The sequence below is a fragment of the Vibrio sp. RC2502 genome (genome assembly GCF_054850435.1).
The window spans coordinates 324,618-351,321 of record NZ_CM141453.1 but is presented as its reverse complement, the minus strand read 5'-3'; the positions used below and the strand labels follow the sequence as shown (position 1 = coordinate 351,321).

Genomic DNA, 26,704 nt, shown 5'->3' with positions numbered 1-26,704 from the left:
GTATCTTCCATGAAAAAGACCAAAATCGTTTGTACGATTGGCCCTAAAACTGAATCTGTAGAGAAGCTAACTGAACTAGTAAACGCAGGCATGAACGTAATGCGTCTTAACTTCTCTCACGGTGACTACGAAGAACACGGCACTCGTATCGCGAACTTCCGCAAAGTAATGGAAGCTACTGGCAAACAACTAGCAATCCTTCTAGATACTAAAGGTCCAGAAATCCGCACTATCAAACTAGAAGGCGGTAACGACGTTGATCTAGTAGCTGGTCAAGAATTCACTTTCACAACTGACACTTCAGTTGTAGGTAACAAAGACAAAGTTGCAGTAACTTACGCTGGCTTCGCAGCTGACCTAAACGTTGGTAACACTATCCTAGTAGACGACGGTCTAATCGAAATGGAAGTTATCGCAACAACTGACACTGAAGTTAAATGTAAAGTTCTTAACAACGGTGCTCTAGGCGAAAACAAAGGTGTTAACCTTCCTGGCGTTTCTGTAAACCTACCTGCTCTATCTGAAAAAGATAAGAACGACCTTAAATTCGGTTGTGAGCAAGGCGTTGATTTCGTAGCTGCATCTTTCATCCGTAAAGCTTCTGACGTTCAAGAAATCCGTGAAGTACTTGCTGCAAACGGCGGCGAGAACATCCACATCATCTCTAAGATCGAAAACCAAGAAGGTGTTGATAACTTCGATGAGATCCTAGAACTTTCTGACGGCATCATGGTTGCTCGTGGCGACCTAGGTGTTGAAATCCCAGCTGAAGAAGTAATCTTCGCTCAGAAAATGATGATCGAGAAGTGTAACCGTGCACGTAAGATGGTTATCACTGCAACTCAAATGCTTGATTCTATGATCAACAACCCACGCCCTACTCGTGCGGAAGCAGGCGACGTTGCAAACGCAGTAATGGACGGCACAGACGCAGTAATGCTTTCTGGCGAAACAGCAAAAGGTAAATACCCTGTTGAAGCGGTAACTATCATGGCTCAAATCGCTAAGCGTACTGACTCTGTACTTAAAGCTGAACTAGGTTCTCGTCTAGACAGCCCACGTCTACGCATCACTGAAGCAGTATGTAAAGGCGCAGTAGACACAGCTGAAAAACTTGCAGCTCCACTGATCGTTGTTGCAACTGAAGGCGGTAAATCAGCTCGTTCAGTACGTAAGTACTTCCCAACTGCAAACATCCTAGCGCTAACAACTAACAAGAAAACTGCAGCACAACTAGTTCTAACTAAGGGTGTTACTCCAGTTGTTGTTGACGCTATCGAAAGCACTGACGCATTCTACGTAGCAGGTAAAGAACTTGCTCTAGAATCTGGTCTAGGCAACAAAGGCGACATCGTAGTAATGGTTTCTGGTGCTCTAGTCGCTTCAGGTACTACGAACACAGCTTCTGTACACGTACTATAAGACTGAATTTTTAACACTTCAGTTTATTGAGAAAGAGGGCTTATGCCCTCTTTTTTTATATGGCTTTCTTGCTCTAATAATACGCTACCTGTATCATTCTCCTCACGCAGAATTGCGTACTGTTTAATTTTGTCGTCACGATAAAAAATTCTATGAGGTGTATGTGTCCAGTCCCACTCTTACCGACAAAGTATCAAAAATGATCTGTCAGGATATCCTGACTGGTGAGCTAAAACCTGGTCAAAAACTTGTGGTTGCAGAGCTAAAAGAGAAATACAACGTAGGTGCCTCCCCTATTCGCGAAGCATTGGTTCAGCTATCGTGGAGCAAATACGTCAAACTCGCGCCGCAAAAAGGCTGCTGGGTTGCGCCAGTGTGTAAGCATGAGTTGAATGACTTGTATGAAAGCCTACGGATGACGGCTTCATTTCTATTGAAAAAGGCGATCATGACAGGTGATGAGAACTGGGAACTGGACGTCCTAACTTCATACCACAAACTATCTCGAGTGAATCTCGACCAAGGCTTTTGCTGGAGAGAGTGGGAAGAACGCCACTATCACTTTCTTGAAGCGTTGCTTGAGGGGGCGAACTCACACAATTTGTTGACCTTCTTCCGAGATATTTTAAACCAGATCAAGCGTTACCATTACTTTGCTATGCAAGTGCTAGGAACGAACAATCAAGGTCACTGCAATATCGATGAACAAGAGATGATCATGAAGTTATCGCTGTCTAAAAATAGTGACGATGCGGTGCAGTTTCTGGATCGTTATTTGTTGAAGTCGTTGCAATGTGTCGAAACCGCCATCGACAACCCGCTATAAACGTCACGCCAAATCAACTCGCTTATTAACGAAAAAATCGGGTATATCCCGATTTTTTCTTTTTGGTATAAACGGTTCTCTCGCCCATGTGAACTAAGCAATATCATCAATGCTATGACACAAAGAAACGCAGTTTCTACCAGCGCTTTTGGATTCATACAGCGCGATATCTGCGCACTTATAGCTTCGAGTTCGGTCGGCAGTGAGGTCACTATAACCCGCACTGACGGTAACGGTCATATTGCTTCGCAGCTGAACCGCGACTCGCAAACGATTGAGCACCACTTCGGCCTCTTTAACTGTAGTATGAGGCATGATCACCGCAAACTCCTCACCACCAACACGAGAAACAAAATCCGTAGTGCGTACTTCACGTAGTAACGTTTCTGCGACGCTACAAATGACTTTATCCCCTTCATCGTGACCGCGTTCATCGTTAATGCGCTTAAAGTGGTCAATATCAAACAAAGCCAAACACGTCGTCGGTGTATCAGGATAACGTTCTACAATATTCGCGTAGTGGGTTAATTGTTCTTCAAACTTTCTGCGGTTCCACAGTCCAGTCAAACCGTCTTTCTCACTTAAGTTGCGCAGCTGCTCTTCCAACGCTTTACGTTCAGAAATATCTACCAGCGAAGTGATGTAATAGCTGATTTTACCGGACTTTGTTAAGTTCGCTTGGATACGCATGATCGCCGTAAACACATGATTCAATTGGGTACGGCAGCGTACTTCGCCTTCCCAAACATTCTCGCGCCCTAACTTATTCCAAATGTTTAGCGTCTCTTCGAGGTCTTCAGGAAGCAAAATCAGGCTATGGGCATTTGAGCCTTTCACTTGTTCGGTAGAATAACCCATCATGTTTTCAAACTCTTGGTTGACCATGATGATGCGAAGCGATGCGTCAGAAATCATGACGGCGGTCATACCATCGAGTGCGGCACGGGCTAACTTCGATTCCACACTATGACGACGGTAATGCAGCGCCAACGCGGTAATTGGCAAAGTGAAAACCAGCACAAGACTTAATACAAACAAGGATTCTTGAATAAGGTCATTGATGTCGCGCGTCGCTCTTTTTGACAACTGCTCATTCGAGAGGTCGATGATGAGATGCAAAGGCTCGTTGGAGACAAACTTAATCGAGCTAAACGCAATCAAATGTTCACCGTTATAAGAGTACCCCGCTTGCTCAGATACTACTCGCAGCCATATATCTGGATACATATTCGAGAAATTAAACTGAGAACGCTCAGGAATAATATCGCCATACAAGCGCGACTCGTCAGGACTCGCGATATAAAAACCTTTGTGCTTAACCAACTCGATATGGAAATCTCGCACTGGTGAATAGTTGAGAAGGGATGACAGATACTCGATATCGACATTCAACACTAAGTAACCCTGTCGAACGTCATTCACTGAAATTGGCATCAAAATGCGTAGTGACGGACTTAGCGGATAAACCAACTCACCTTTGTCCCTTTCAAGTTCAATCCCCCAAGCTGAGATTTGCTCGTTCTCCAAACTCTGCGCGTATTTAAAATACTCTCGCGCAGATTTATCTCGAAGGATCAATGATGGGCCAGCGATGCCGGTTTTGAAATCGTATTTAATGCGAACTTTTTCGGTGCCAGAGGTATCGAGAAAACGGATCTGCTTATACAGTTTTTGGTTGCGAGCAACCGAGCTCCACATGTTCTCTAAGATGGTCAGATTGGCTTTACTGGGTTCACGTAAGTAATCGTAAAGGCTTTGACTGTGACCAAGTAGGTCGCTGATGGTTTCTATCTGATCTTGAATATTGTTGTATTCGCGCCCGGTGTAAGCCAGTTGGTGTAAGGCTTCTTTGGCGGTGTTTTCAACATTATTCGCTAAGAGGGCTTGGTATTTCTGGTAGTAGTAGGTGGCGGTGAGGGCACTAAAGAATAGTGCTGTCGCCAATAATGTGCCGACCAGCTTTTTTACTTTCACGCGTCCTACAGCCTATGATGCCTACTAAAACGACAATTATATCATTATTTGGCAGCATCTAAACAAAAAGCCACTGTAATACAGTGGCTTTTCGGTCAGATATGAGGCTTGTTAAGGCTTTAACGCTCGTTCTCCACGGGCAATACCTACTACCCCGCTACGTGCTACTTCGACCACTTCGGTGACTTCGGAGATGGCTTGGATGAACGCGTCGAGCTTTTCACTGGTGCCAGCAAGCTGCACGGTGTACTGAGAAGCGGTGACATCCACAATCTGTCCACGGAAGATATCTGCCGTACGTTTCACTTCCGCTCGCGCAAAACCACTGGCTTTCACTTTCACCATCATCAGTTCACGTTCAATATGTTCAAACTCTGTGACTTCTTGCACTTTCAGTACATCAATCAACTTGTGTAACTGTTTCTGGATTTGCTCCAGCTGCATTTCATCCGATGTGGTTGTGATGTTCAAACGCGATAATGTTTCGTCATCCGTCGGCGATACGGTCAATGATTCAATGTTGTAACCACGTTGAGAGAACAAGCCGACAACACGAGACAACGCACCCGGTTGGTTTTCCAATAGCAATGAAATAATGTGTCTCATATTAAGTTCTCTCCGTTTTGCTTAGCCACATCTTGTCCATACCTTCGCCTTTAATTTGCATCGGGTATACGTGCTCGGTTTCGTCTACGTTGATATCAACAAACACCAAACGATCTTTCATATCCAACGCTTTTTGTAGCCCTTCTTCGAGCTGATCTGGCGTTTCGATACGAATGCCGACGTGACCATAAGCTTCTGCAATCGCAGCAAAATCCGGAACAGAACTCATGTAAGAGTTAGAGTGGCGACCTTGATAAATTATGTCTTGCCACTGTTTTACCATACCGAGGAATCGGTTATTGAGGTTAATGATCTTCACAGGAATATCGTACTGCATGGCCGTCGATAGCTCCTGAATGTTCATCTGGATACTGCCATCACCCGTCACCACCACCACTTCTTCTTCAGGCATCGCGAACTTAACGCCCATACCAGCAGGAAGACCGAAGCCCATTGTGCCCAAGCCACCCGAATTGATCCAACGGCGAGGTTTGTTGAATGGGTAGTACAACGCCGCAAACATTTGGTGCTGGCCTACATCAGACGCCACATACGCATCACCATTGGTTAGCTTGTGCAGTGTTTCAATGACTTGCTGTGGCTTAATTCGATCCGACGAAGTTTCGTAAGACAAGCACTGACGATCGCGCCACACTTGAATATCATCCCACCACTTAGTGATCGCCGCTTCATCGTTGCCACAATCTTGCTCTGCCAGTAGACCAAGCATAGTAGTCAGTACTTTTTCAGCAGAGCCTACGATTGGAAGATCCACTTTGACGTTTTTGGAGATCGACGACGGATCAATATCAATGTGCATCACTTTCGCATTTGGACAGTACTTCTCAAGGTTATTGGTGGTGCGGTCATCAAAACGCACCCCAATACCGAAGATCAGATCCGCTTCGTGCATCGCCATATTGGCTTCGTAAGTACCGTGCATCCCCAACATACCAAGCGAGTTTTTGTGAGTACCCGGAAATGCACCTAGGCCCATTAAGGTACTGACAACTGGCAGGTTAAGTTTGTCTGCCAGTTCTAAAATATGTTCGTGAGCACCAGAAATGACTGCGCCACCACCGACATAAAGCACCGGTTTTTTCGCTTCAATCAAAGACTTCAGCGCTTTCTTGATTTGGCCTTTATGACCCGAAGTGGTTGGCTTGTATGAACGCATCGAGATGCTTTCTGGATATTGGTAAGGCAGTTTGATTTGCGGATTCATTACGTCTTTTGGCAAATCAATCACAACTGGCCCAGGACGACCCGTTGTTGAAATGTAGAAGGCTTTTTTGATCGTTTCAGGGATATCTTCCGCCTTTTTCACCAAAAAGCTGTGTTTTACTACCGGACGAGAGACGCCCACGATGTCACATTCTTGGAAAGCATCGTTACCAATCAGGCTGTTTGGCACGTTCCCTGAAATCACGATCATCGGAATGGAGTCCATGTACGCCGTTGCAATACCGGTAATGGTATTGGTTGCGCCAGGCCCTGAACATACCAGTACCACACCCGGCTTACCTGTTGCGCGAGCATAGCCATCAGCCATGTGTGTCGCAGCCTGTTCGTGTCTTACTAGTACGTGTTTAATTTGGTCGGTTTTTGCGTGCAGTGCATCATAGATATCCAAAACGGAACCACCCGGATAACCGAAGATCTGCTCTACGTTTTCCTCTATCAGAGATTGCACCACCATCTCTGCACCTGATAACATTGCTGTCATAATTGCTCTCCTTACCCAGAATTCCACACCGTAAGGTCAACGGTTTGGTCTGGTTTTACATAGTCTAGGTCTTATTCGTAGCCTAATCGAAATACTTCCACGTTTTCGGCTATGTCTTGCGTTCGTCATAACATCCCGCAAGGTTCATCAACAAATGTAACGGTTTATTAGCAACGGGTCTAATGAGAGATATGTCTAGTTTTTAAACAAGACACTAGAAAGCAGAACGATAACAGGAATAGAAGCCAACTAAGCGCAAATATGCAGCACGATCAAAAAACATAACGACAAAAAAAAGAACATAATTTCACAGAGATTTACCCAAACATCAGAAATTCACCCGTTATCTGCATCATCAAGCCGAACTGCTGCACATACAAAAATCCCCAACGATACCAAAAGGTATGGCTGGGGATCTTTTCATCAATCTGAAATCTAAGTCAGTGCTTGTTACTTTTTATCTGACTTTTCGTTGTACATTTCTTCGATTTCGTCTTGGTATTTATCGTTAATCACTTTACGACGCAGTTTTTGCGTTGGCGTTAACTCTCCATCGTCCATCGAGAAAGCTCTTGGTAGCAGTTTGAACTTCTTAACTTGCTCAAATTTCGCCAGTTCTTTTTGCAGTTCATTCACTCGCTTCTCAAGCATTTCGACCACTTGGTGGTGTTTGATAAGCTCAACTCGGTCGTGGTATGCGATGTTCAGTTCTTTCGCATATTCTTCAAGAGAGTCAAAACACGGCACAATCAGCGCAGAAACAAACTTGCGTGTATCGGCAATCACCGCAATCTGCTCAATGAAGTGGTCTTTACCAATCGCACCTTCGATCATTTGCGGTGCAATATATTTACCACCAGAGGTTTTCATCAGTTCTTTAATTCGATCGGTGATGAACAGGTTGCCATTTTCATCAATATGGCCAGCATCACCGGTCTTTAAGAAACCGTGCTCATCAAACGTCTTTTCGGTCTCTTCTGGCATTTTGTAGTAACCGCGCATCACCATCGGGCCACGAACCAGAATCTCGTTGTTTTCGCCAATCTTCACTTGCGCGCCAGGCATCGACATACCGATAGAATCCGGATCAAAGCACTTGTCATCCCAGCACGAAATCGTCGCGGTGGTTTCTGTCATGCCGTAGCCCAACTTCACGTTGATGCCAATAGCATGGAAGAAGCGACCAATGGTTTCATCCAACTTCGCGCCACCACATGGCATAAAGTTGATACGACCACCGAGTAACGCACGCAACTTACTTAGCACCAGCTTGTCAGCTAATGCGTGTGCTTTGCGCAGCATCATCGAAGGTTTGCGCTTTTCTTGATGGCAAAGTGCCATTTTCGCGCCCATGTTCACCGCCCAAGTAAACATGATCTTGCGATTAATCGGTGCTCGAGACACTTTCTCGTGAATCGCTGAGAAAATCTTTTCGTAGAAACGAGGAACCGCACACATCACGGTTGGACGCACTTCATTCAAGGCATCGCGCACCTGCATTGTGTCTTGCAAGTAACAGTTCGTCGCACCTTTGTACAATACGTAGAATGTCCAAGCGCGTTCAAATACGTGTGAAAGCGGAAGGAAACACAAAGAAACATCATCTTGAGATAAGCTCAAGCGTTGGTCGTGACCTTCTAGCTGAGCTGCGATGTTGCCATAATCCAACATCACGCCCTTAGGTTGACCCGTTGTACCTGAGGTGTAGATCAGCGTAAGCAAATCATCAACTTTCGCTTGTTCCAAACGCTCATCAAGTTCAGCTTGATGGCTTGTATCGCCTTTTGCGACAAAGTCTTTCCAAGAGATAGCAAAGTCATGATCGCCAAGCTCAATATCGTCCGACATCGCAACAATCAGCTCTAACTGCTCACATTGTTCAAAAATGCTCACAGCAGCATCAAACTGAGGCTGTTCGCCAACAAACAGAACTTTTACGTCTGCGTTGTCGATGATGTATGCCGACTGAGCAGCAGTATTGGTTGGGTAGATAGGTACCGTCACGCCACGCAGTTGCAGTGCGGCGAAATCAGCAATCGTCCATTGCGGCATATTGTTTGAGAAAATGCCGATCTTATCTTGGACTCCTAAACCCTGAGCCAAAAGTGCAAGCGATAAAGTATCAACTTGCTGACCAAACTGCTCCCAAGTAATACCTTGCCATGCTCCTGCTACTTTATGTTTCAGTGCAACGCGGGTACCACCGTTCGCAATTTGTTCACGAATACGTTTAACGATATGAAAATCTAACTTGGCCATTCTTTTACTTACCTTTTGGCTTACAGGCGTAAGCTATTTGAGCGAACAAGTGTACTCACGCAATGCTAAAACGCAACTGACCAGTATCAAACTTATCACTAATAAGAGACAACTATCACTAATGAACCCAAGGCCCAATTGAAGTTGATGGAGGTTTAGGCAAAATAACTTGCTGTTTCGCTTATTAATTAACCTAAATAAAAAGCCCCGAAAGACAAGCGTCTCTCGGGGCCAAACAATTGTAAAAATTGATGATTACAAATCCAGTCTGACCAGTTCATCAGACCAAATAATAAACTTATTTTGATGCAACCACTTCACCACACGTCACCATTAGCTGGTCACGTAGCCAAATGTGGCCTTTGTCTTTTTCACTTGATTCATGCCAGCTAAGGAAGCCGCTGATTTCTTTGTTCGCAAATGGGAAGTCTAGAATCTGCAGTTGGTCACTGTTCACCGCATTTTCCGCCATCCAGCGTGGTGCGATAGTCACTAACTCAGATTGGCTAACAACGTAAAGCAAGTTGCTTAGGCTTGAACCTTCGTACGCAGCTTGGCAGTCAAGCTCGCGGTACGCCTGCTCAGAGAAGCTACGTTGACCGTGAACTTTAGACAGTTTCGCGTGCTTTTCGTTAATTAGCTGCTCGGCGCTTACGCCACCTTGAATACGTGGGTGCGTTTTCGAAGCGATAACCACCAATTCATCTTTGAAGATTTCTGTGCTTGAGAAACCTTGCTCATCAAAACGAGCGTAATCGATCACGAAGTCGATTTCTTGGTAACGCATGCGCTCAGAAAGAAGACGGTCAAATTCCGCGTCTAGATGTAGCTGAACGTTTGGCGCTTGTTGATTAATCTTCGCCATGATTTTTGGAGCAAAGCGCATGTCACATGGGCTGCAAATCGCCAGCTTGAATAGACGAGTTGACGACTCTGGTTGGAATACCGAGCTTGGCAATTCGTTACGGATCAGTTGCAATGCTTGGCGGATAGGGCCAAACAGTTGACGCGCACGTTGAGTTGGTTGAATACCACGGCCCTGACGCATGAACAGTTCATCGTTAAACATCACTTTTAGACGTGCCACGGCATTACTTACTGCCGGTTGAGACATGCCTAAGTTGTGTGCTGCACGAGTGATATTTTGCTCTTGCATCACAGCATCAAATACAGTCAGTAGGTTCAAATCTACACCACGCAAAGTGCTTTCCATACGGTAGCTAGCAATTGCGCTCATCGCATCTTTCTTCTCTAACATTGAGTGCGCCTCTTTTGTAATCGTCAAATTGTTTCAATGAATTCATAACGAATAGAATCCCATCTCGCACAAAAGACGGCGGCTGGATTCGAATCATTTTTACGAATAGAAACCTAATTTTTATTATATTTATCGTCCGGATACTTCCGGCTCGAAGCGTACTATCAACTAATCGATTGGGGTTTAGCAACTAGATTGATATTTAATCACTAAATTTTAGCCACTTAGGTATTTAATCATTTAAAATCAACAAATTGAGAAAAACATAAAAAACTATAAAACAACTAAAACCACACTCTTTGAGTATGTATTTAGCAAATTGATAAGACTAAGAACAAACATCGAAACACATTTACCCCACCTATCAATAACCAGCAGACCAAAAAACACAGCCTATGTCTTTGGCGTAAATTTGCGCGTATCAGTCAAATAATCTGCAATTAAACAATGAATAGAAATGAACGAGAGGGAATAAAAATGCAGCCCTTCGAAATCGAAAAGCTGCATCAAGTACCATGTAGGAATGTTGGAAGGAACGTAATAATAGGTAGTTAATAGTTATTATGTGTTTGCCACAAGCAATCCGAGCAAACAAACTTAGATATTGGATACATAGCTCGGAAAATCCACCTGCTCCCACAACTGTTTGGAGAGTTCTTCTTGCGAATCCCATGCCCCTTGTAAAACCCAATTCACGATGGCTTGTGCAACGTCGGGGTATTTAACACTCTCAGCTTGCTGCTCTTTGAGCCACTGACGTACGGTAGAAATGTCTAAACTATCCATTGCAGTGGCTAACCCAAGATCTTCCAGCGTGGCTACGTTGCTCTGCTGTTCAAATTGTCCTGCCAGTGGTTTCATTAGCAGTTTTTTGCCAAGAGAAAGTGCTTCTGAAGGCAATTCAAAACCACCATTGGCGATGACCCCACAGCAACGATGTAGATGGTGCTGAAAGTTGGTGTGGCACAGCGGACGCAATTCTATGTTCTCCACTTTCTCTACTTCTATCACGTCGGGGTGATAACAAATAAACGTCTGCTGATTAAAGTGGAACAACAAGTCGCAGATGTCCTCAATCGACTCAAACGGTAAATACACCAACACGAAATCATCGTTATCCGCTTGGTTATCCAAAGTGTGAACGATGGGCGGTAGCAACGGCTGATCAAAGTGATACCAGTGCAATCCAAGCTGATGTTGAGATGGAGCAAAATACTCAAGTACTGATTTATCCAGCCAGCTCGCCCCCTTCAGAGGCACTGGATAGCGAAACGCATTTTGGTGACTGATACCGATACACGGCTTATTTTGTTGACGAGCAGCCCAAGCCGTGACGGGTTCAAAGTCGTTGATGATTAAATCATAAGGCGCCAGGTTGAGTTGGTTCACTTCTTTGAAAAAATGAATCAAATTGTTGTTCAAGGCCGTTTTGGCGTAATTGACCGAGCCTTTTTCCGTCACAAACGTAAAACCGCGACGAGTCTGATAATCGCCAAACGCTTCCATTGAAAAGTATTTCTCCGGTGCTCGCCCAGAAAAAAGAAAGTCGACCTGCACATCGTGCGATTCAAATGCCTTGCTCATTGCACGAGCACGTGCGATATGGCCATTTCCCGTACCTTGAACACCGTATAGAATTTTCATTCATTAGCCTCCTACGTTCGCAATAGCTAGAGCACCACACGCACTTCCCAACAGCGCCCCTATGATGACGTCAGTAAAGAAATGGACACCGAGCAAAATACGCGCCGTACCAATTAAGCTCGCCCAAAAGAATGCGGCATAACCGAGTTCTGGGTAGTAATGGTTGATAAGTGTTGCCATAACAAACGCAGCAGCAGTATGTCCAGACGGTAAACTATAGCGATCAGAAGGGGTGATAAAAGCAGGTAACAAAGCGCTCAGTTCTTCAGGACGGCGGCGTTTAAAGCTGTTTTTTAGCGTCCAGTAAATGGGTAGCTCGACGGCAAATGCCAGCAATCCGGCTAACATAAACCAAGAGCCGTGTTCTTTATCTAAATACCAAGCTAACAGCCCTAAGACGACGTAGAGATGCCCATCTCCACTGTGCGAAACGCCTTTACTGATGTTGGCAACTTGTTGGTTAAAACGGTGCTGAAGACATACGCTAGAGAATGCTAAATCAAACTTAGCGATGGTTGCTATTGGCTGTGTGATTGTCTCAATGGTTCGCATGTGACCTTCCCTTACTTTGACAACGCCTTTGTGTGCAAAGTAGGAGGTTTAGGTGACAGCTACATGACGGGAAGTTGGACAATTAGTGACAAAAGTAGAATGGACGGAATAGCGCACATTGATGTGCCCAACCATACCGTTAAACACATCAATAAAAGCAATAAGAATTACGAAGGGTTAGCTGATGAGGCTGACGGCGTATCGATATACCAAACTTTGCGTTTTTTGCGGCATGCGCGTAATGACCCCGTGGTCACATCACCGTCTTTAGTTAACTCATAGCTCAGCGCTCGACAAGTGTAGCTGCCCAGCAGCTCGTGTCGGGCACTCGATACAGAATGAGTCGCTTGCTGAGCATCGAACAACGGATTCGGTTGAGTCGACAAAATATCGCGATTCACTACGTTGCTGCGTACGTAATCTTGGTGCACGTAGCCCTTAATAACGCCTTTTTGTTCAACCAGAATCCAAGGTTCTCCTTCTACTCTCGCCAACGCATTGAACACTTCGCCTTTTTCAAGTTGCCCCAGCTTTGTACTCTCTACACTCGGTTTGGAGCGTAAATTTAACCCCGTTTTTGAACGATAGGAGACATCCATAAACTCCAGCTTGTTAGAGGTATCCACTCCCTCTTCTACTGGCCTGACTATCTCCGCTTGTTGCCACTCATTAGGTTGCACGCGGATCTTCCACCACGAATAGGTGTCAGGATCTTTGCCTTTGAATTTATCTCGGCTGTCTGACTCAAGCGCCACAAGCATCTGATTTAAGAAAGATTCCCGCCCTTCACTGCTTAAGTACATGTCCATTTGATCGCTGATCACCATAATACTTTGCGCATGATCGTTCACGATCACCGGAGAAGCCACCTCAGCATTCGTGTTTGATTGAAACAGCTGACAACCAGATAAGCTGATCAATGTTAATGCGAGTGCCGAACGTCCAAGTTGTTTTGCTGTGACCATGAATCCTTTACCTTCTGTTTCTCTTCACCTAATGCAACTGCACTACTATAAATGGTCAGCGCGTATTTTCGCCAAGCAATTAAGACCTTTGTGTGATAAGTCGCAATCCCTATATCTGAATTTTGATAACACAAAGCTTTAGGCTGTGATCTTTGTCGCCACGCTCAGGTTCTAGCACGTTTCCTTCACTTTTAACTGATTGCACTTTGAATTGATTGAATGTGTCGATGTATTCGCTGACTATTATTAAACCACTCATCCGATATGAATAAAAAATCGACTTTAGGGTTGACGCGCTCCAAGGAGTGCGGTACTAATTTGTTAACTTAAATTTGTGGAAAGCTTAACAACTATGTCAGCTCATTTTTCTATCCTGCTTAGCCTCCTCCTGATCGTGACCAGTTCGCGCGGGTAGGCTGTGGAAGAAAAATAACCACACCAATTTCTTAGAAACCCGCATGAAAATGCGGGTTTTTTTATATCTAAATACTGGAAGTAAACGATTAACTTGCACGAAAGTGCAGAAATCAGGAAGGAAGCAAACATGAACGATCAGGTCATTATATTCGACACCACCTTGCGTGATGGCGAGCAAGCGTTGTCAGCAAGCTTGACGGTTAAAGAAAAACTGCAGATTGCCTATGCGCTTGAAAGGCTGGGCGTTGATGTTATCGAAGCTGGTTTTCCTATCTCTTCCCCTGGCGATTTCGAGTCCGTACAAACTATTGCAAAACACATCAAAAATAGCCGAGTTTGTGCCCTTTCGCGTGCCGTTGCGAAAGACATCGATGCCGCAGCTGAAGCGCTAAAAGTTGCTGACCAATTCCGTATCCACACTTTTCTAGCCACTTCCACGATTCACGTTCAAGACAAGCTACGCCGCAGTTACGATGACGTACTTGAAATGGCGGTCAACGCCGTTAAACACGCGCGTAACTACACCGATGATGTCGAATTTTCTTGTGAAGACGCAGGCCGAACACCAATCGACAATCTATGTCGCATGGTTGAAGCCGCAATTGATGCTGGAGCAAGCACCATCAACATTCCCGATACCGTTGGCTACACAGTGCCAAGCGAGTTCGGTGGCATCATCCAAACGCTTTTCAACCGAGTGCCGAACATCGACAAGGCCATCATTTCGGTGCACTGTCATGATGACTTGGGCATGTCGGTCGCAAACTCAATTGCAGCAGTACAAGCCGGTGCTCGCCAAATTGAAGGCACCATCAATGGTATCGGCGAGCGTGCGGGTAACTGCTCACTAGAAGAGATCGCGATGATCATCAAGACGCGTCAAGAGCTTCTGGGCGTAAGCACGGGGATCAAACACGAAGAAATCCATCGTACTAGCAAGTTAGTGAGTCAACTGTGCAACATGCCGATCCAAAGCAACAAAGCGGTCGTGGGTGCCAATGCATTCAGCCATTCTTCAGGTATCCACCAAGACGGCATGTTAAAGAACAAGAACACTTACGAGATCATGACGCCTGAGTCGATTGGTCTTAAGAACCAAGCACTTAACCTAACCAGTCGTAGCGGCCGAGCGGCGGTGAAGAGCCACATGGATTCCATGGGTTATAAAGAAGATGAGTACAACCTAGACGCACTGTACGCCGACTTCTTGAAACTGGCCGACCGTAAAGGCCAAGTGTTTGATTACGATTTGGAAGCGCTAATGCACTTCTCCAACTTGCGTGAAGAAGATGACTTCTACAAGTTGAATTACCTAAGCGTGCAATCGGGCAGCGTGATGGCAACCACCAGCATCAAGATGCAATGTGGTGATGCGGAAATGTGTGAAGCGGCGGTCGGTAATGGGCCTGTTGATGCGCTATACCAATGTATCTACCGCGTGACAGGTTACGAGATCGTACTAGATAAATTCGATCTAACCGCAAAAGGTGAAGGTGAGGATGGTCTAGGTCAAGCAGACATCATTGCCAACTACAAAGGTAGAAAATACCACGGTACGGGCGTTTCAACCGATATCGTAGAAGCTTCTGGTCAAGCGCTATTGCATGTTATCAACAGCATCCATCGCGCAGACACCATTGCCGAGATGAAGCAGAAAAAGATTGCTACGGTATAGTCATGCTGAGCTTTATCGCTCAGAGACACACAACACGATTTCAAATAATTGAGCTCAAAAATTAGAAGATTAAAGGAATAACATGACAGACAAATCATACAAAATTGCCGTACTTCCTGGTGACGGCATCGGCCCAGAAGTGATGGCTCAAGCGCATAAAGTTCTGGATGCGATCGAGCAAAAACATGGCATCTCATTTGAGCGCGAAGAACATGATGTTGGTGGTATTGCTATCGATAATCATGGTTGCCCACTTCCAGAAAGTACGGTAACAGCGTGTGAAGAGTCTGACGCGGTTCTATTTGGTTCGGTTGGTGGCCCTAAGTGGGAACATTTGCCACCAAACGACCAGCCAGAGCGCGGTGCATTGCTGCCACTACGTAAGCACTTCCAACTGTTTTGTAACCTTCGTCCAGCGCAAATCCACGCTGGTCTAGAAGCTTTCTCACCGCTACGTGCAGACATCTCAGGTCGCGGCTTTGATATTGTCGTCGTACGCGAATTAACTGGTGGCATCTACTTCGGCCAACCGAAAGGCCGTGAGGGTGAAGGCGCTAACGAAAAAGCGTTTGATACCGAGGTGTACCACCGCTACGAAATCGAACGTATTGCAAAAATCGCGTTTGAATCGGCTCGTCTACGTCGCAAGAAAGTGTGCTCAATTGACAAAGCAAACGTTCTGCAGAGTTCTATCTTATGGCGTGAAGTTGTGGAAGAGATTGCCAAAGACTACCCAGATGTCGAGTTGTCTCACATGTACATCGACAACGCGACCATGCAGTTAATCAAAGACCCAGCCCAGTTTGACGTCATGTTATGTTCAAACATCTTTGGCGACATCATCTCTGATGAGTGTGCAATGATCACGGGCTCTATGGGCATGTTGCCTTCAGCAAGTCTTAACGAAAGCAAGTTCGGCCTATACGAGCCTGCCGGTGGCAGCGCACCAGATATCGCAGGCAAAAACATTGCTAACCCAGTTGCGCAGATCCTTTCTGCAGCACTGATGCTGCGTTACAGCCTTGGCGAAGAAGCCGCGGCGCAAGATATCGAATCCGCAGTATCTAAAGCACTTTCGGCAGGCGAGCTTACCGCAGACCTAGCAAGCGATAAGCCTGCACTGACGACATCAGAAATGGGTGACAAGATCGCTGAGTACATTTTGAACTCATAAACAGACTGACATTATAAATATAACTGTCGTTTGCCATCACCACAGCGGATCATCCCGTTGCGGTGACAAGGACGACGAGGAAAGGAAGCAATGGGCAAAACACTATACGAAAAAGTCTACGACGCACACGTTGCCGTCGCGGCAGAAGGGGAAACCCCTATTCTTTATATTGATCGTCACTTGGTACACGAAGTGACCTCTCCACAAGCCTTTGATGGCTTGCGTGAAAAAGGCCGTAAAGTTCGTCAGGTTAGCAAAACGTTCGCCACGATGGATCACAACGTTTCGACCACAACCAAAGACATCAACGCCTCTGGCGAGATGGCGCGTATCCAAATGGAAACGCTATCGAAAAACTGCGAAGAGTTCGGTGTTACCCTTTACGACCTAAACCACAAATATCAGGGCATCGTCCATGTTATGGGCCCAGAGCTAGGCATTACTCTACCGGGTATGACCATCGTTTGTGGTGACTCTCATACCGCAACACACGGGGCATTTGGTTCACTGGCTTTCGGTATCGGTACCTCTGAAGTTGAACACGTACTAGCGACTCAAACGCTAAAACAAGCACGTGCGAAAACAATGAAAATCGAAGTGAAAGGTAAAGTCGCACCGGGTATTACCGCAAAAGATATCGTTCTAGCGATCATCGGCAAAACAACGGCTGCGGGCGGTACTGGTTATGTGGTTGAATTCTGCGGTGAAGCGATTACTGACCTTTCTATGGAAGGCCGCATGACGGTATGTAACATGGCCATTGAATTGGGCGCAAAAGCAGGCCTAATTGCGCCAGATGAAACCACTTTTGAATACATCAAAGGTCGTAAGTTCTCACCGCAAGGCACAGATTTTGATGCCGCAGTAGAGTACTGGAAGACGTTAAAAACTGACGCAGATGCCGAATTTGATGCCGTAGTAACGCTAAACGCTGCTGACATCAAACCACAAGTAACTTGGGGCACAAACCCAGGTCAGGTCATTGCCGTTGACCAACCGATTCCAGCACCAGAAAGCTTCACAGATCCAATCGAAAAAGCGTCTGCTGAAAAAGCATTGGCTTACATGGGCCTAGAAGCAGGCAAATCATTGTCTGACTACCAAGTAGATAAAGTGTTTGTTGGCTCTTGTACGAACTCTCGCATCGAAGACATGCGCGCTGCCGCCGTCGTGGCGAAAGGCCGTAAGGTCGCATCGCACGTTCAAGCATTGATTGTCCCGGGCTCAGAACAGGTGAAAGCACAAGCAGAAGCCGAAGGCTTGGATGTCATATTTAAAGAAGCGGGCTTTGAATGGCGTCTACCAGGTTGTTCAATGTGTTTAGCAATGAACAATGACCGTTTGGGACCTCACGAGCGTTGTGCATCCACATCAAACCGTAACTTTGAAGGCCGTCAGGGCCGTGATGGTCGCACTCACTTGGTTAGCCCTGCAATGGCAGCCGCGGCAGCTATCGCGGGTCACTTTGTTGACATTCGTGAATTAACTTTTGATAAACAGGATTAGGGAGAACAATCATGTCAGGTTTTAAACAACATACTGGTTTGGTTGTGCCTCTAGATGCCGCCAACGTTGACACGGATGCCATTATTCCAAAGCAGTTTTTACAAAAAGTTTCTCGCCTAGGTTTCGGTAAGCATCTTTTCCATGACTGGCGCTTCCTTGATGATGCAGGCGAGCGACCAAACCCTGAGTTTGTAATGAATGCGCCGCGTTACCAAGGCGCTTCTATCCTACTTGCGCGTGAAAACTTCGGCTGTGGCTCATCTCGTGAACACGCACCTTGGGCTTTGGCTGATTACGGCATTAAAGCGATGATCGCACCTAGTTTTGCGGACATTTTCTACGGCAACTCCATCAACAACCAAATGGTTCCGGTTCGTCTGACTGAGCAAGAAGTGGATGAACTGTTCCAATTCGTTGAAGCCAATGAAGGTGCGCAAATTGAAGTGGATCTGGAAGCCCTAAAGGTGCGCGCAAACGGCAAGGAGTATGACTTTGAAATCGACGAGTTTCGTCGTCACTGCCTGCTTAATGGCTTAGATAACATCGGTTTGACGCTTCAGCACGAAGACAAAATCGCTGAGTATGAAGCCAATATCCCAAGCTTCCTGCGTTAAAACGCTTCTTTGAATAGACAAATAACAGGCTGACCATTGTCAGCCTGTTTTGTTTTTATGCATAGATTAAAGAAAGAAAACAACAACTAGACGGGTCTACACTAACAATTAAGTCTCACTAAAGGTCTCTCTATGAAGCGTTTCTTATTGCTACTGTGTGCCCTACTCTCCTTTTCCGCTCTGGCCGCACCAAAAGCCGACTTATGGCCTTATTGGCAGCAGTCCAACGGGGTCAACCAAACCTCAATCTCTCATCTGGAGTGGCAACAGTTACTCGACAGCTATCTAGTTACCCGAGGCGACAACACTCTATTTCGTTACAACCAAGTCTCGTTCGCCGATAAAACAAAGTTAAAGCAGTACATTCAACGTCTCGCTAGTTTAAATCCATTGCAATACCGCCAAGCCGAACAATACGCGTATTGGGTAAACCTGTACAACGCGCTGACGGTTGACCTAATTTTGGATAACTACCCGATAACGTCGATCACCAAGTTAGGCGGGCTGTTTAGCTTTGGCCCATGGGATCAAGATGTCATCACCATTAACGGAAAAAGTCTGACCTTAAATGATATTGAGCACCGAATTTTACGACCAATCTGGCAAGACCCAAGAACGCACTACGCTGTCAATTGTGCAAGCCTAGGCTGCCCGAATCTTCAAACTCAAGCTTTTACCGCTGAGAATACTCAAACCTTGCTAGAGAGTGCCGCAAAGACCTTTATCAACAGCAAAAAAGGCGTCTCTATTGAAGGTAACACGGCGAAAATATCTTCAATTTATGAGTGGTTTGCCGTTGATTTTGGTGGTGAGAAAGAGGTGTTTAACCACATCAGAAAGTACGCGCCACAATACAACCATTTTTCAGGTCGGGTGAAGTACGACTACGATTGGAACTTGAACCAAGCCGACTGATTTATTCAGCTTTGTTCAGCTTGAGATGCTTTTAGCCACCGATAACCCAAAAGCTAAAAAAGGGCACCAAGTGCCCTTTTTACTTTCTAGTTTGCTTGCTAGATTTTGGCTTACTTAAAGCCTTTTACCTTTTTAATTAAATCGTAAGCGTTTTGAATTTCTTGCGATTTTTCTTTTGCGACGTTCATCATTTCTGGCGGTAAACCTTTGGCCATCAACTTATCAGGGTGGTGCTCATTCATTAACTTACGGTAAGCACGTTTAACGGTTTTACCGTCCGCCTCTGGTGACACATCCAAAATTTTGTACGCATCGGCCAATTGATCCGCCTGTGAGGCTTGCTGCCAACCTGACGACTGGTATTGACCTTGTTGCTGACCATGGAAACCACCTTGATGTTGGAAACGGAACGCCGCTTCTTGCATTTGCAGGCGACGCTCTAGTTGCTCAGAGGAGAAACCTAAACCACGAGCAATTTTGTGCAGGACATTACGTTCACTTGGATGGATAGCTCCATCAGCAAAGGCCGCGGAAATTTGCAGTTCAAGGAAGAATTGCAGCAAATCAAAACGGCCAGCGGTCGAGATTTTTACACGCACCAGCACATCTTCTAATGGGAAATCACTCTCTTTCCCTTCGCGGAACGCATCTTGCGCCGCACGGCGTTGTTCGCCATGCAAATTCATACGATCCATCATGGCAGTCGCAAGTTGGATCTCTTCTTTAGTGACCTGCCCTTTGGCTTTTGCCACGTGTCCCATTACTGCAAACGCCGCTTTAAAGAATTCTTCCTGACGCTGTGCCTGACTTGGTCCTTTTCCAAAGCCACCTGTAGAGAACCCAGCTTGACTCAAACGTCGGGCTTTATCGAATTGGTGACCAATAAATAAACCAAACAGCAAACCGAATGGACCACCCAGTAACAAGCCAAAAAAGGCACCCAGAATTTTGCCAAAAATATGCATTATGTGTTCTCTATCAATGAATTTTTATCGACGACGACGGTCTTATAGTGCCGGATGGAACGATTTCCTTTATGATAATGGAATTAGTTTTATTTCGGCTAGGCCATTTCGCCTGCTTATCTTTGCAGCTATTTTTGTCGTCATTATGCCATAGCAAATCAATACGCTGGGACAATTGCGACTATAGTTGATTCATTTGGCTATGACGCTAGGGTACAACAAGCCCTATAGCCATCGAGTAGTAGTGACACAGGAAAGTTCAATTCAATGCAACATTTCTCCCGCACATTTATAGCGGCCTCTATCAGCACCGCCTTGTTTGTACCCACCACTCAAGCTGAAGCGAATATAAATGATAGTGTGCAGGAAATGCCCGCCACAGATCAATGTTTGGTCGAAACAAGTGGCGAGGAGGACGCTCTTAATACCCCAGTAGTGGTAGAAGCGGACAACCTGCAAGCCATTAATGGTGACAAAGCACAATACTCTGGAAACGTCCAAGTAACGCAAGGTCCGAAGAAAATCACCGCAGATAGCGTAACCCTGCACCAACAAGACAACGTGGTGGTGGCAGAAGGCAACGTGACCTTCAATGACGGACAAGTTAAAGCCCGCTCAGATCGTGTTACCAACGACATCAACCAAGATACCTTCTCGCTTGAAAACACCGAATACCAATTTCTTTGCCAACAAGGTCGTGGTACTGCTGCTTACATTGCGCGTACAGGTCAGTCTGTCTATGAACTAGAAGATGGCTCAATCACATCATGTCCGGAAGGCGATAATTCATGGCGCTTGGTTGCGTCTGGTATTGATGTAGACCAAGACGAAGAGACCGCCACGCTGCACCACCCTCGTTTTGAGATCATGGATGTGCCTGTGTTTTACGTGCCATACATGACCATGCCTATTGGCAACACGCGTAAAACTGGTTTCCTATTCCCTTCTCTTTCCTACGGTTCTAGTGACGGTATGGAAGTGGAAGTGCCATTTTACTGGAACATCGCGCCTCAATACGACATGACACTCACTGCACTCTACATGCAGCAACGTGGCACCAAACTCGACACCGATTTCCGTTACCTAACCGATGGTTGGGGTGAAGGTAAACTGAAAGGCGAATACCTCAACAGCGATAAAAAATATCAAGATGATTCTCGCTGGGGTTACCAAGTTAAGCACGATGGTATTATCAATAAACAGTGGATTGTGAAAGTTGATTACTCACAAGTCAGTGACATTGATTACTTCCTAGATTTGGACTCTGACATCGGTAACCGTGAAGACGGCCAGTTAGTCCAAGAAGGACATGTGCAGTACCGTTCAGATTTCTGGGATGCGTCTTTAACCGTTCGAGATTTCCAAATCCTCTTGAAAGAAGAAAACCGTCCATATCGTTTGCTTCCTCAATTAGATTTGAACTACTACACGCCGTTGTGGGGTGATCACCTTAACTTCGACGTAAAAAGCCAAGTCAGCCGTTTTGACACTAGTGATACCGCTCGACCAAACGCGACTCGCGTTCACATAGAGCCGGGACTAACCATGCCGCTGTCAAACTCTTGGGCCACTTGGACAACGGAAGCGCGCGTACTTTCAACTTACTACTCTCAAGACCTTACTGGCTTGACAGACGTAGACTTGAAAAACCAGCTTGATGAACAAGTTTCTCGTGTTATTCCTGAGTTCCGAACCCATGCTCAGATTTACTTAGAGCGTGACACCAGTTGGATCAAAGGCTACACACAAACGCTAGAACCACAGCTTCAGTACCTATACGTACCAGAAGAAGATCAAACCAACATTTACAACTACGATACAACGCTGCTGCAAACTGACTACTACGGTCTATTCCGCAGTCGTAAGTACAGTGGTATTGATAAGATCGCATCGGCTAACCAGCTGAGCTACGGTGCAAGTACGCGCTTCTTTGATGATGACTACAAAGAACGTTTGAACGTGTCGTTTGGTCAGATCTACTACTTCGATAAGAAGACGAAAATCAGCAATAGCCCGAACATTCCAGACGAGACAACCAACTACTCTTCATGGGCAGTTGAAGCTGATTTCAACTACAACGACTACCTGTTCTATCACGGTGGCGTTCAGTACGACATCGACTTAAGCTCAATGCAGCTTGCCAACAGTACGTTGGAATATCAGTTTAACGGCGGCTTTATTCAAGGTAACTACCGCTATGTCACTCGCGAATACATCGAAGATACGATCATTCTCGAAAACCTCGACACTATTACTCGTAAAGGTATTTCACAAGCAGGTATCGTAGCGGCATACGAGTTCAACCGTAACTGGTCTGCAAGCGGTCAGTACTACTATGACCTAAATGAAAATACCGATATGGAATGGCTAGCAAGCCTGCGTTACCAATCTGATTGTTGGTACATTGGTTTGACATACTCTAACCAATTACTCGGTTGGGAAAATCAAGCCATCGGCAGTACGGGCTCCTCTCCTGAATACGAAAACAACTTTAGTGTTAACTTCGGTATTCAAGGCTTTGCGACAAATCAAAGCACCGGTACAGCAGTCAAAGAACTGGATGGTTCCGACAACGCGATTAAATACGGTCGCCCATTCTATTTGAACAATTAATCGAATTAAGCGTCTTACTCTAAATAAGACGCTTCTTCAAAAAATACTGACGGAATTTTAAATGAAAATTTGGAAATCAATCTTATTCACGACCCTACTCTCTTGTGGAGCAGTAGCAGCACCGGTAGAGCTTGATAAGGTTGCTGTCATCGTTAACGACGGTGTCATTCTACAAAGCGACATCAATACTGCGATGAAAACCCTACAAGCCAATGCTCGTCAAAGCGGAAAAAGTCTACCTTCGGCAAGCGTGCTCAAAGAGCAAGTGGTAGAAAAACTGATCATCGATACGCTGCAAGGCCAAGAAGCTGACCGTATTGGTGTACGCATCGACGATAACCGTCTAAACCAAGCCATCGCAGAAATCGCACGCAACAATAACCAAAGCGTGGAAGAACTGGCAGCATCAGTGCAAGCAGAAGGCCTAAGCTACCCAGAGTTCCGCGAGCAAATCCGTAAAGAAATTGCAGCGTCAGAAGCTCGTAATGCGCTAGTTCGTCGCCGAATCAATATCCTTCCAGCAGAAGTTGATAGCCTTGCAGACCAGCTAGCGAAAGAAACCAACGCAACCGTGCAATACAAAATCGGTCATATCCAACTGCGTTTCACCGACGGTCAAGATAAATCAGAAGTAGAAGCACAAGCGAAAGCCCTGGTTAAAAAACTCAATGACGGCGCAGACTTCACCGAAATGGCTTACACCTACTCTAAAGGTCCGAAAGCTCTCCAAGGTGGTGATTGGGGTTGGATGCGTAAAGAAGAAATGCCAACCATCTTTGCTGATCAAATCAAGATGCAAAACAAAGGCAGCATCATTGGTCCATTCCGTAGTGGCGTTGGTTTCCACATCCTAAAAATTGAAGATGTGAAGGGTCTGGAAACCGTTGCGGTGACGGAAGTTAACGCTCGACATATTCTGATCAAACCAACCGTGATTCTTAGTGATGAAGGCGCTAAAAAGCAGTTAAATGAATTCGTTCGTCGCATCAAAGCTGGCGAAGCGACCTTTGCTCAATTGGCCTCACAATACAGCCAAGACCCAGGCTCTGCGGCTCAAGATGGTGAACTTGGTTACCAAACACCAGATCTTTATGTTCCTGAATTTAAACACCAAGTTGAAACACTACCAGTTGGCTCAATCAGTGAACCATTCAAAACGGTTCATGGCTGGCACATTGTTGAAGTGTTAGACCGACGCCAAGTCGACCGCACAGATTCAGCAATGAAGAATAAAGCTTACCGCATTCTGTTCAATCGTAAGTTTAATGAAGAAGCAGGCGCATGGATGCAAGAGCTGCGTGCAAGTGCGTTTGTTGAAATCGTGGATGACAACAATGACAACTAATTCAATTCGCAGAATTGTCGTAACCGCAGGAGAACCTGCGGGCATCGGCCCTGACTTAGTGCTGGCTCTATCAAAAGAAGATTGGGCACACCAGATTGTCGTCTGCGCAGATAAAAACATGTTGCTGGAACGTGCCAAAATGCTTGGCATTGATGTCCAACTCTTTGATTACAATCCTGAAGAAGCACCTAAGGCGCAAAAAGCGGGCACACTTATCGTTGACCACGTTGAAATTTCGGAAAACGCGATTGCTGGTCAACTTAATGAAGCCAACGGCCACTACGTATTAAAAACGCTAGAAAGAGCCGCTTTGGGCTGTATGAATGATGAATTTGATGCTATTGTCACCGGCCCTGTTCACAAGGGGGTGATCAATCGCGCAGGTGTTGCATTCAGTGGTCATACTGAATTCTTTGCCGAGAAATCAAATACACCGTTAGTGGTGATGATGTTGGCAACAGAAGGACTGCGTGTCGCATTGGTTACCACACATATTCCATTGGCGTATGTGTCAAAAGCGGTCACCGAAGAGCGACTAGAGAAGATCATCGATATTCTTCATAAAGACCTCGTAGAAAAATTTGCCATCGCAGAGCCAAACATCTATGTTTGCGGGCTTAATCCTCATGCAGGTGAAGATGGCTGTTTAGGTCGTGAAGAGATCGAAACCATCACTCCGACACTGGAAAAGATTCAAAAAGAAAAAGGTATCAAGCTGATCGGCCCACTGCCGGCAGATACCATTTTCAATGAAAAATATTTAAACGATGCAGATGCTGTTTTAGGCATGTACCACGACCAAGTATTGCCAGTATTAAAATACAAAGGCTTTGGGCGTTCAGTAAACATTACTCTTGGTCTACCTTTTATTAGAACCTCGGTAGATCACGGTACTGCATTAGAACTGGCAGGGACAGGTCAAGCGGATACAGGGAGCTTCCGAACAGCGCTCACGCATGCGATAGAATTGGTAGAGAAGAAACAATGAGAAATGATGTCCATTTAGGACACAAAGCGCGTAAACGTTTTGGTCAAAACTTCCTGAACGATCCATACATTATTGATGGCATCGTATCAGCAATTAACCCAAAGCCAGGTCAGAATCTGGTTGAGATCGGCCCGGGTCTTGGTGCAATCACAGAACCCGTTGGCCGTGAAGTAGATAAGTTCACCGTCATCGAACTGGACCGTGACTTAGCCGAGCGTTTACGTAACCACCCTGATTTAGCAGACAAACTAACGATTCATGAAGGCGACGCAATGCGCTTTGACTTCACTCAGTTAGTGAAGCCAAACAACAAGCTGCGTATCTTCGGTAACTTGCCGTACAACATCTCTACACCTTTGATGTTCCACCTATTTGAATTCCATAAAGACATTCAAGACATGCACTTTATGCTTCAAAAAGAAGTGGTGAATCGCTTGGCAGCAGGCCCGGGTAGTAAAGCTTACGGTCGTCTAACGGTAATGGCGCAGTACTACTGTAAAGTTGTACCTGTACTAGAAGTACCACCAACCGCATTTGTTCCGCCACCGAAAGTAGACTCCGCTGTTGTTCGCCTAGTACCTTATGAAGAGCTACCATGCCCAGCGAAAGATCTACGTTTACTCGATCGAGTTTGTCGTGAAGGCTTTAACCAACGCCGTAAAACCGTGCGTAACTGCTACAAATCTCTGTTGAGCGCAGAAGTTCTGGAAGAGCTAGGTGTAAACCCAAGCATGCGTCCAGAAAACCTAACGCTACAACAATTCGTCGCGATGGCGAACTGGCTAGCGGACAACCCGCAGCACTAATAACTCAAACAATAAGCCAAACCCTTGCCGGTTTGGCTTATTATTAAGTTTATCAAGGAGTGCACATGGACGTCATTCAACCCTGCATCAAGATTCAAGTTCACACCAAATACATCGAAGAGCAATCCAATCCAGAGCTACAACGCTTTGTTTTCGCCTACGTCATTACCATTAAAAACCTCAGCCAACAGACAGTACAGCTCATAAGTCGCCGATGGTTGATTACCGATTCCAACGGTAAACAAATGACGGTAGAGGGAGAAGGTGTTGTTGGGCAGCAGCCGTTTATTCCAAGCAACGATGAATACACTTACAGCAGTGGTACCGCGTTAGAAACGCCTGTTGGTGTCATGCAAGGACACTACAAAATGCTGGATGAAAAAGGCCAGGAATTCATCACTGAAATTGAGCCATTTCGTTTAGCGATTCCGAACGTTTTAAATTAATAAGATTG

21 protein-coding genes are annotated in these 26,704 nt (G+C 45.6%); 12 read left to right on the top strand and 9 right to left on the bottom strand.

The features are described 5' to 3' along the window. The first annotated feature begins 9 nt into the window (after positions 1 to 9). Both pykF and ACYJZR_RS01695 read left to right on the top strand, forming a co-directional pair. Positions 10 to 1,422: a pyruvate kinase PykF gene (pykF, locus tag ACYJZR_RS01700; protein ID WP_005453794.1), complete on the top strand. Its 1,413-nt coding sequence runs from the start codon at positions 10 to 12 to the stop codon at positions 1,420 to 1,422. Positions 1,423 to 1,621: 199 nt separating this feature from the next. Next, positions 1,622 to 2,248 (top strand): GntR family transcriptional regulator, encoded by a 627-nt coding sequence (locus tag ACYJZR_RS01695; protein WP_461715869.1) that lies wholly within the window; start codon positions 1,622 to 1,624, stop codon positions 2,246 to 2,248. Between the two features lie 93 nt (positions 2,249 to 2,341). Here ACYJZR_RS01695 and ACYJZR_RS01690 read toward each other — a convergent pair whose 3' ends face one another. The 8 genes from ACYJZR_RS01690 to ACYJZR_RS01655 all read right to left on the bottom strand — a co-directional run bounded on the left by ACYJZR_RS01690 (position 2,342) and on the right by ACYJZR_RS01655 (position 13,232). Further along, positions 2,342 to 4,222 carry a sensor domain-containing diguanylate cyclase gene (locus tag ACYJZR_RS01690; RefSeq protein ID WP_053315255.1) on the bottom strand — a complete coding sequence of 627 codons (1,881 nt, stop codon included), beginning with the start codon at positions 4,220 to 4,222 and terminating at the stop codon, positions 2,342 to 2,344. Positions 4,223 to 4,333: 111 nt separating this feature from the next. Next, complete coding sequence (gene ilvN / locus ACYJZR_RS01685; protein ID WP_005459526.1) at positions 4,334 to 4,828, bottom strand: acetolactate synthase small subunit; 495 nt, start codon at positions 4,826 to 4,828, stop codon at positions 4,334 to 4,336. A gap of 1 nt (position 4,829) precedes the next feature. Next, positions 4,830 to 6,554, bottom strand: a complete 1,725-nt coding sequence (locus ACYJZR_RS01680) for an acetolactate synthase 3 large subunit (protein ID WP_005480580.1) — start codon at positions 6,552 to 6,554, stop codon at positions 4,830 to 4,832. A gap of 450 nt (positions 6,555 to 7,004) precedes the next feature. Then, on the bottom strand, positions 7,005 to 8,813 hold the full coding sequence (locus ACYJZR_RS01675) for an AMP-dependent synthetase/ligase (protein ID WP_406966283.1): 1,809 nt from the start codon (positions 8,811 to 8,813) through the stop codon (positions 7,005 to 7,007). Positions 8,814 to 9,111: 298 nt separating this feature from the next. Next, positions 9,112 to 10,071, bottom strand: coding sequence for a LysR family transcriptional regulator CalR (gene calR, locus ACYJZR_RS01670; RefSeq protein WP_005459522.1), 960 nt, complete (start codon positions 10,069 to 10,071; stop codon positions 9,112 to 9,114). A gap of 597 nt (positions 10,072 to 10,668) precedes the next feature. Continuing rightward, complete coding sequence (locus tag ACYJZR_RS01665) at positions 10,669 to 11,715, bottom strand: MJ1255/VC2487 family glycosyltransferase (protein ID WP_005488416.1); 1,047 nt, start codon at positions 11,713 to 11,715, stop codon at positions 10,669 to 10,671. 3 nt (positions 11,716 to 11,718) lie between these two features. Continuing rightward, complete coding sequence (locus tag ACYJZR_RS01660; RefSeq protein WP_406966282.1) at positions 11,719 to 12,267, bottom strand: phosphatase PAP2 family protein; 549 nt, start codon at positions 12,265 to 12,267, stop codon at positions 11,719 to 11,721. A 167-nt stretch (positions 12,268 to 12,434) separates the two neighbouring features. Then, positions 12,435 to 13,232, bottom strand: a complete 798-nt coding sequence (locus ACYJZR_RS01655; protein ID WP_406966281.1) for an SH3 domain-containing protein — start codon at positions 13,230 to 13,232, stop codon at positions 12,435 to 12,437. 544 nt (positions 13,233 to 13,776) lie between these two features. On the opposite strand from ACYJZR_RS01655, the gene leuA reads away from it, so the two are divergent. From leuA to ACYJZR_RS01630, 5 genes are all read left to right on the top strand, one after another. After that, a complete protein-coding gene (gene leuA / locus ACYJZR_RS01650) occupies positions 13,777 to 15,324 on the top strand; it encodes a 2-isopropylmalate synthase (RefSeq protein WP_005459507.1) in 1,548 nt (515 codons plus the stop codon). Positions 15,325 to 15,406: 82 nt separating this feature from the next. Next, positions 15,407 to 16,498 (top strand): 3-isopropylmalate dehydrogenase, encoded by a 1,092-nt coding sequence (gene leuB, locus ACYJZR_RS01645; RefSeq protein ID WP_005459506.1) that lies wholly within the window; start codon positions 15,407 to 15,409, stop codon positions 16,496 to 16,498. A gap of 90 nt (positions 16,499 to 16,588) precedes the next feature. Continuing rightward, a complete protein-coding gene (leuC, locus tag ACYJZR_RS01640; protein ID WP_025532972.1) occupies positions 16,589 to 18,004 on the top strand; it encodes a 3-isopropylmalate dehydratase large subunit in 1,416 nt (471 codons plus the stop codon). A gap of 11 nt (positions 18,005 to 18,015) precedes the next feature. Next, positions 18,016 to 18,618: a 3-isopropylmalate dehydratase small subunit gene (gene leuD, locus ACYJZR_RS01635; RefSeq protein WP_005480538.1), complete on the top strand. Its 603-nt coding sequence runs from the start codon at positions 18,016 to 18,018 to the stop codon at positions 18,616 to 18,618. 132 nt (positions 18,619 to 18,750) lie between these two features. Further along, a complete protein-coding gene (locus ACYJZR_RS01630; protein WP_031815902.1) occupies positions 18,751 to 19,533 on the top strand; it encodes a DUF547 domain-containing protein in 783 nt (260 codons plus the stop codon). 110 nt (positions 19,534 to 19,643) lie between these two features. On the opposite strand, the gene djlA is transcribed toward ACYJZR_RS01630, so the two are convergent. Next, positions 19,644 to 20,498 carry a co-chaperone DjlA gene (gene djlA, locus ACYJZR_RS01625; RefSeq protein WP_005459635.1) on the bottom strand — a complete coding sequence of 285 codons (855 nt, stop codon included), beginning with the start codon at positions 20,496 to 20,498 and terminating at the stop codon, positions 19,644 to 19,646. A 267-nt stretch (positions 20,499 to 20,765) separates the two neighbouring features. On the opposite strand from djlA, the gene lptD reads away from it, so the two are divergent. The 5 genes from lptD (at position 20,766) to apaG (ending at position 26,696) form a co-directional block, all read left to right on the top strand. Then, positions 20,766 to 23,111 carry an LPS assembly protein LptD gene (gene lptD, locus ACYJZR_RS01620; protein WP_005459627.1) on the top strand — a complete coding sequence of 782 codons (2,346 nt, stop codon included), beginning with the start codon at positions 20,766 to 20,768 and terminating at the stop codon, positions 23,109 to 23,111. Positions 23,112 to 23,172: 61 nt separating this feature from the next. Then, positions 23,173 to 24,456 (top strand): peptidylprolyl isomerase SurA, encoded by a 1,284-nt coding sequence (gene surA / locus ACYJZR_RS01615; RefSeq protein ID WP_005459625.1) that lies wholly within the window; start codon positions 23,173 to 23,175, stop codon positions 24,454 to 24,456. Beyond that, positions 24,446 to 25,444, top strand: coding sequence for a 4-hydroxythreonine-4-phosphate dehydrogenase PdxA (gene pdxA / locus ACYJZR_RS01610; RefSeq protein WP_005488414.1), 999 nt, complete (start codon positions 24,446 to 24,448; stop codon positions 25,442 to 25,444). The genes surA and pdxA overlap by 11 nt, the downstream gene beginning before the upstream one ends. Continuing rightward, entirely contained in the window at positions 25,441 to 26,250 is an 810-nt protein-coding gene (rsmA, locus tag ACYJZR_RS01605; protein ID WP_005459622.1) for a 16S rRNA (adenine(1518)-N(6)/adenine(1519)-N(6))-dimethyltransferase RsmA, read from the top strand. Before pdxA ends, rsmA begins: the two co-directional genes overlap by 4 nt. A 65-nt stretch (positions 26,251 to 26,315) precedes the next feature. Then, positions 26,316 to 26,696: a Co2+/Mg2+ efflux protein ApaG gene (gene apaG, locus ACYJZR_RS01600; RefSeq protein WP_005459620.1), complete on the top strand. Its 381-nt coding sequence runs from the start codon at positions 26,316 to 26,318 to the stop codon at positions 26,694 to 26,696. The last annotated feature ends 8 nt before the right edge of the window (positions 26,697 to 26,704 follow it).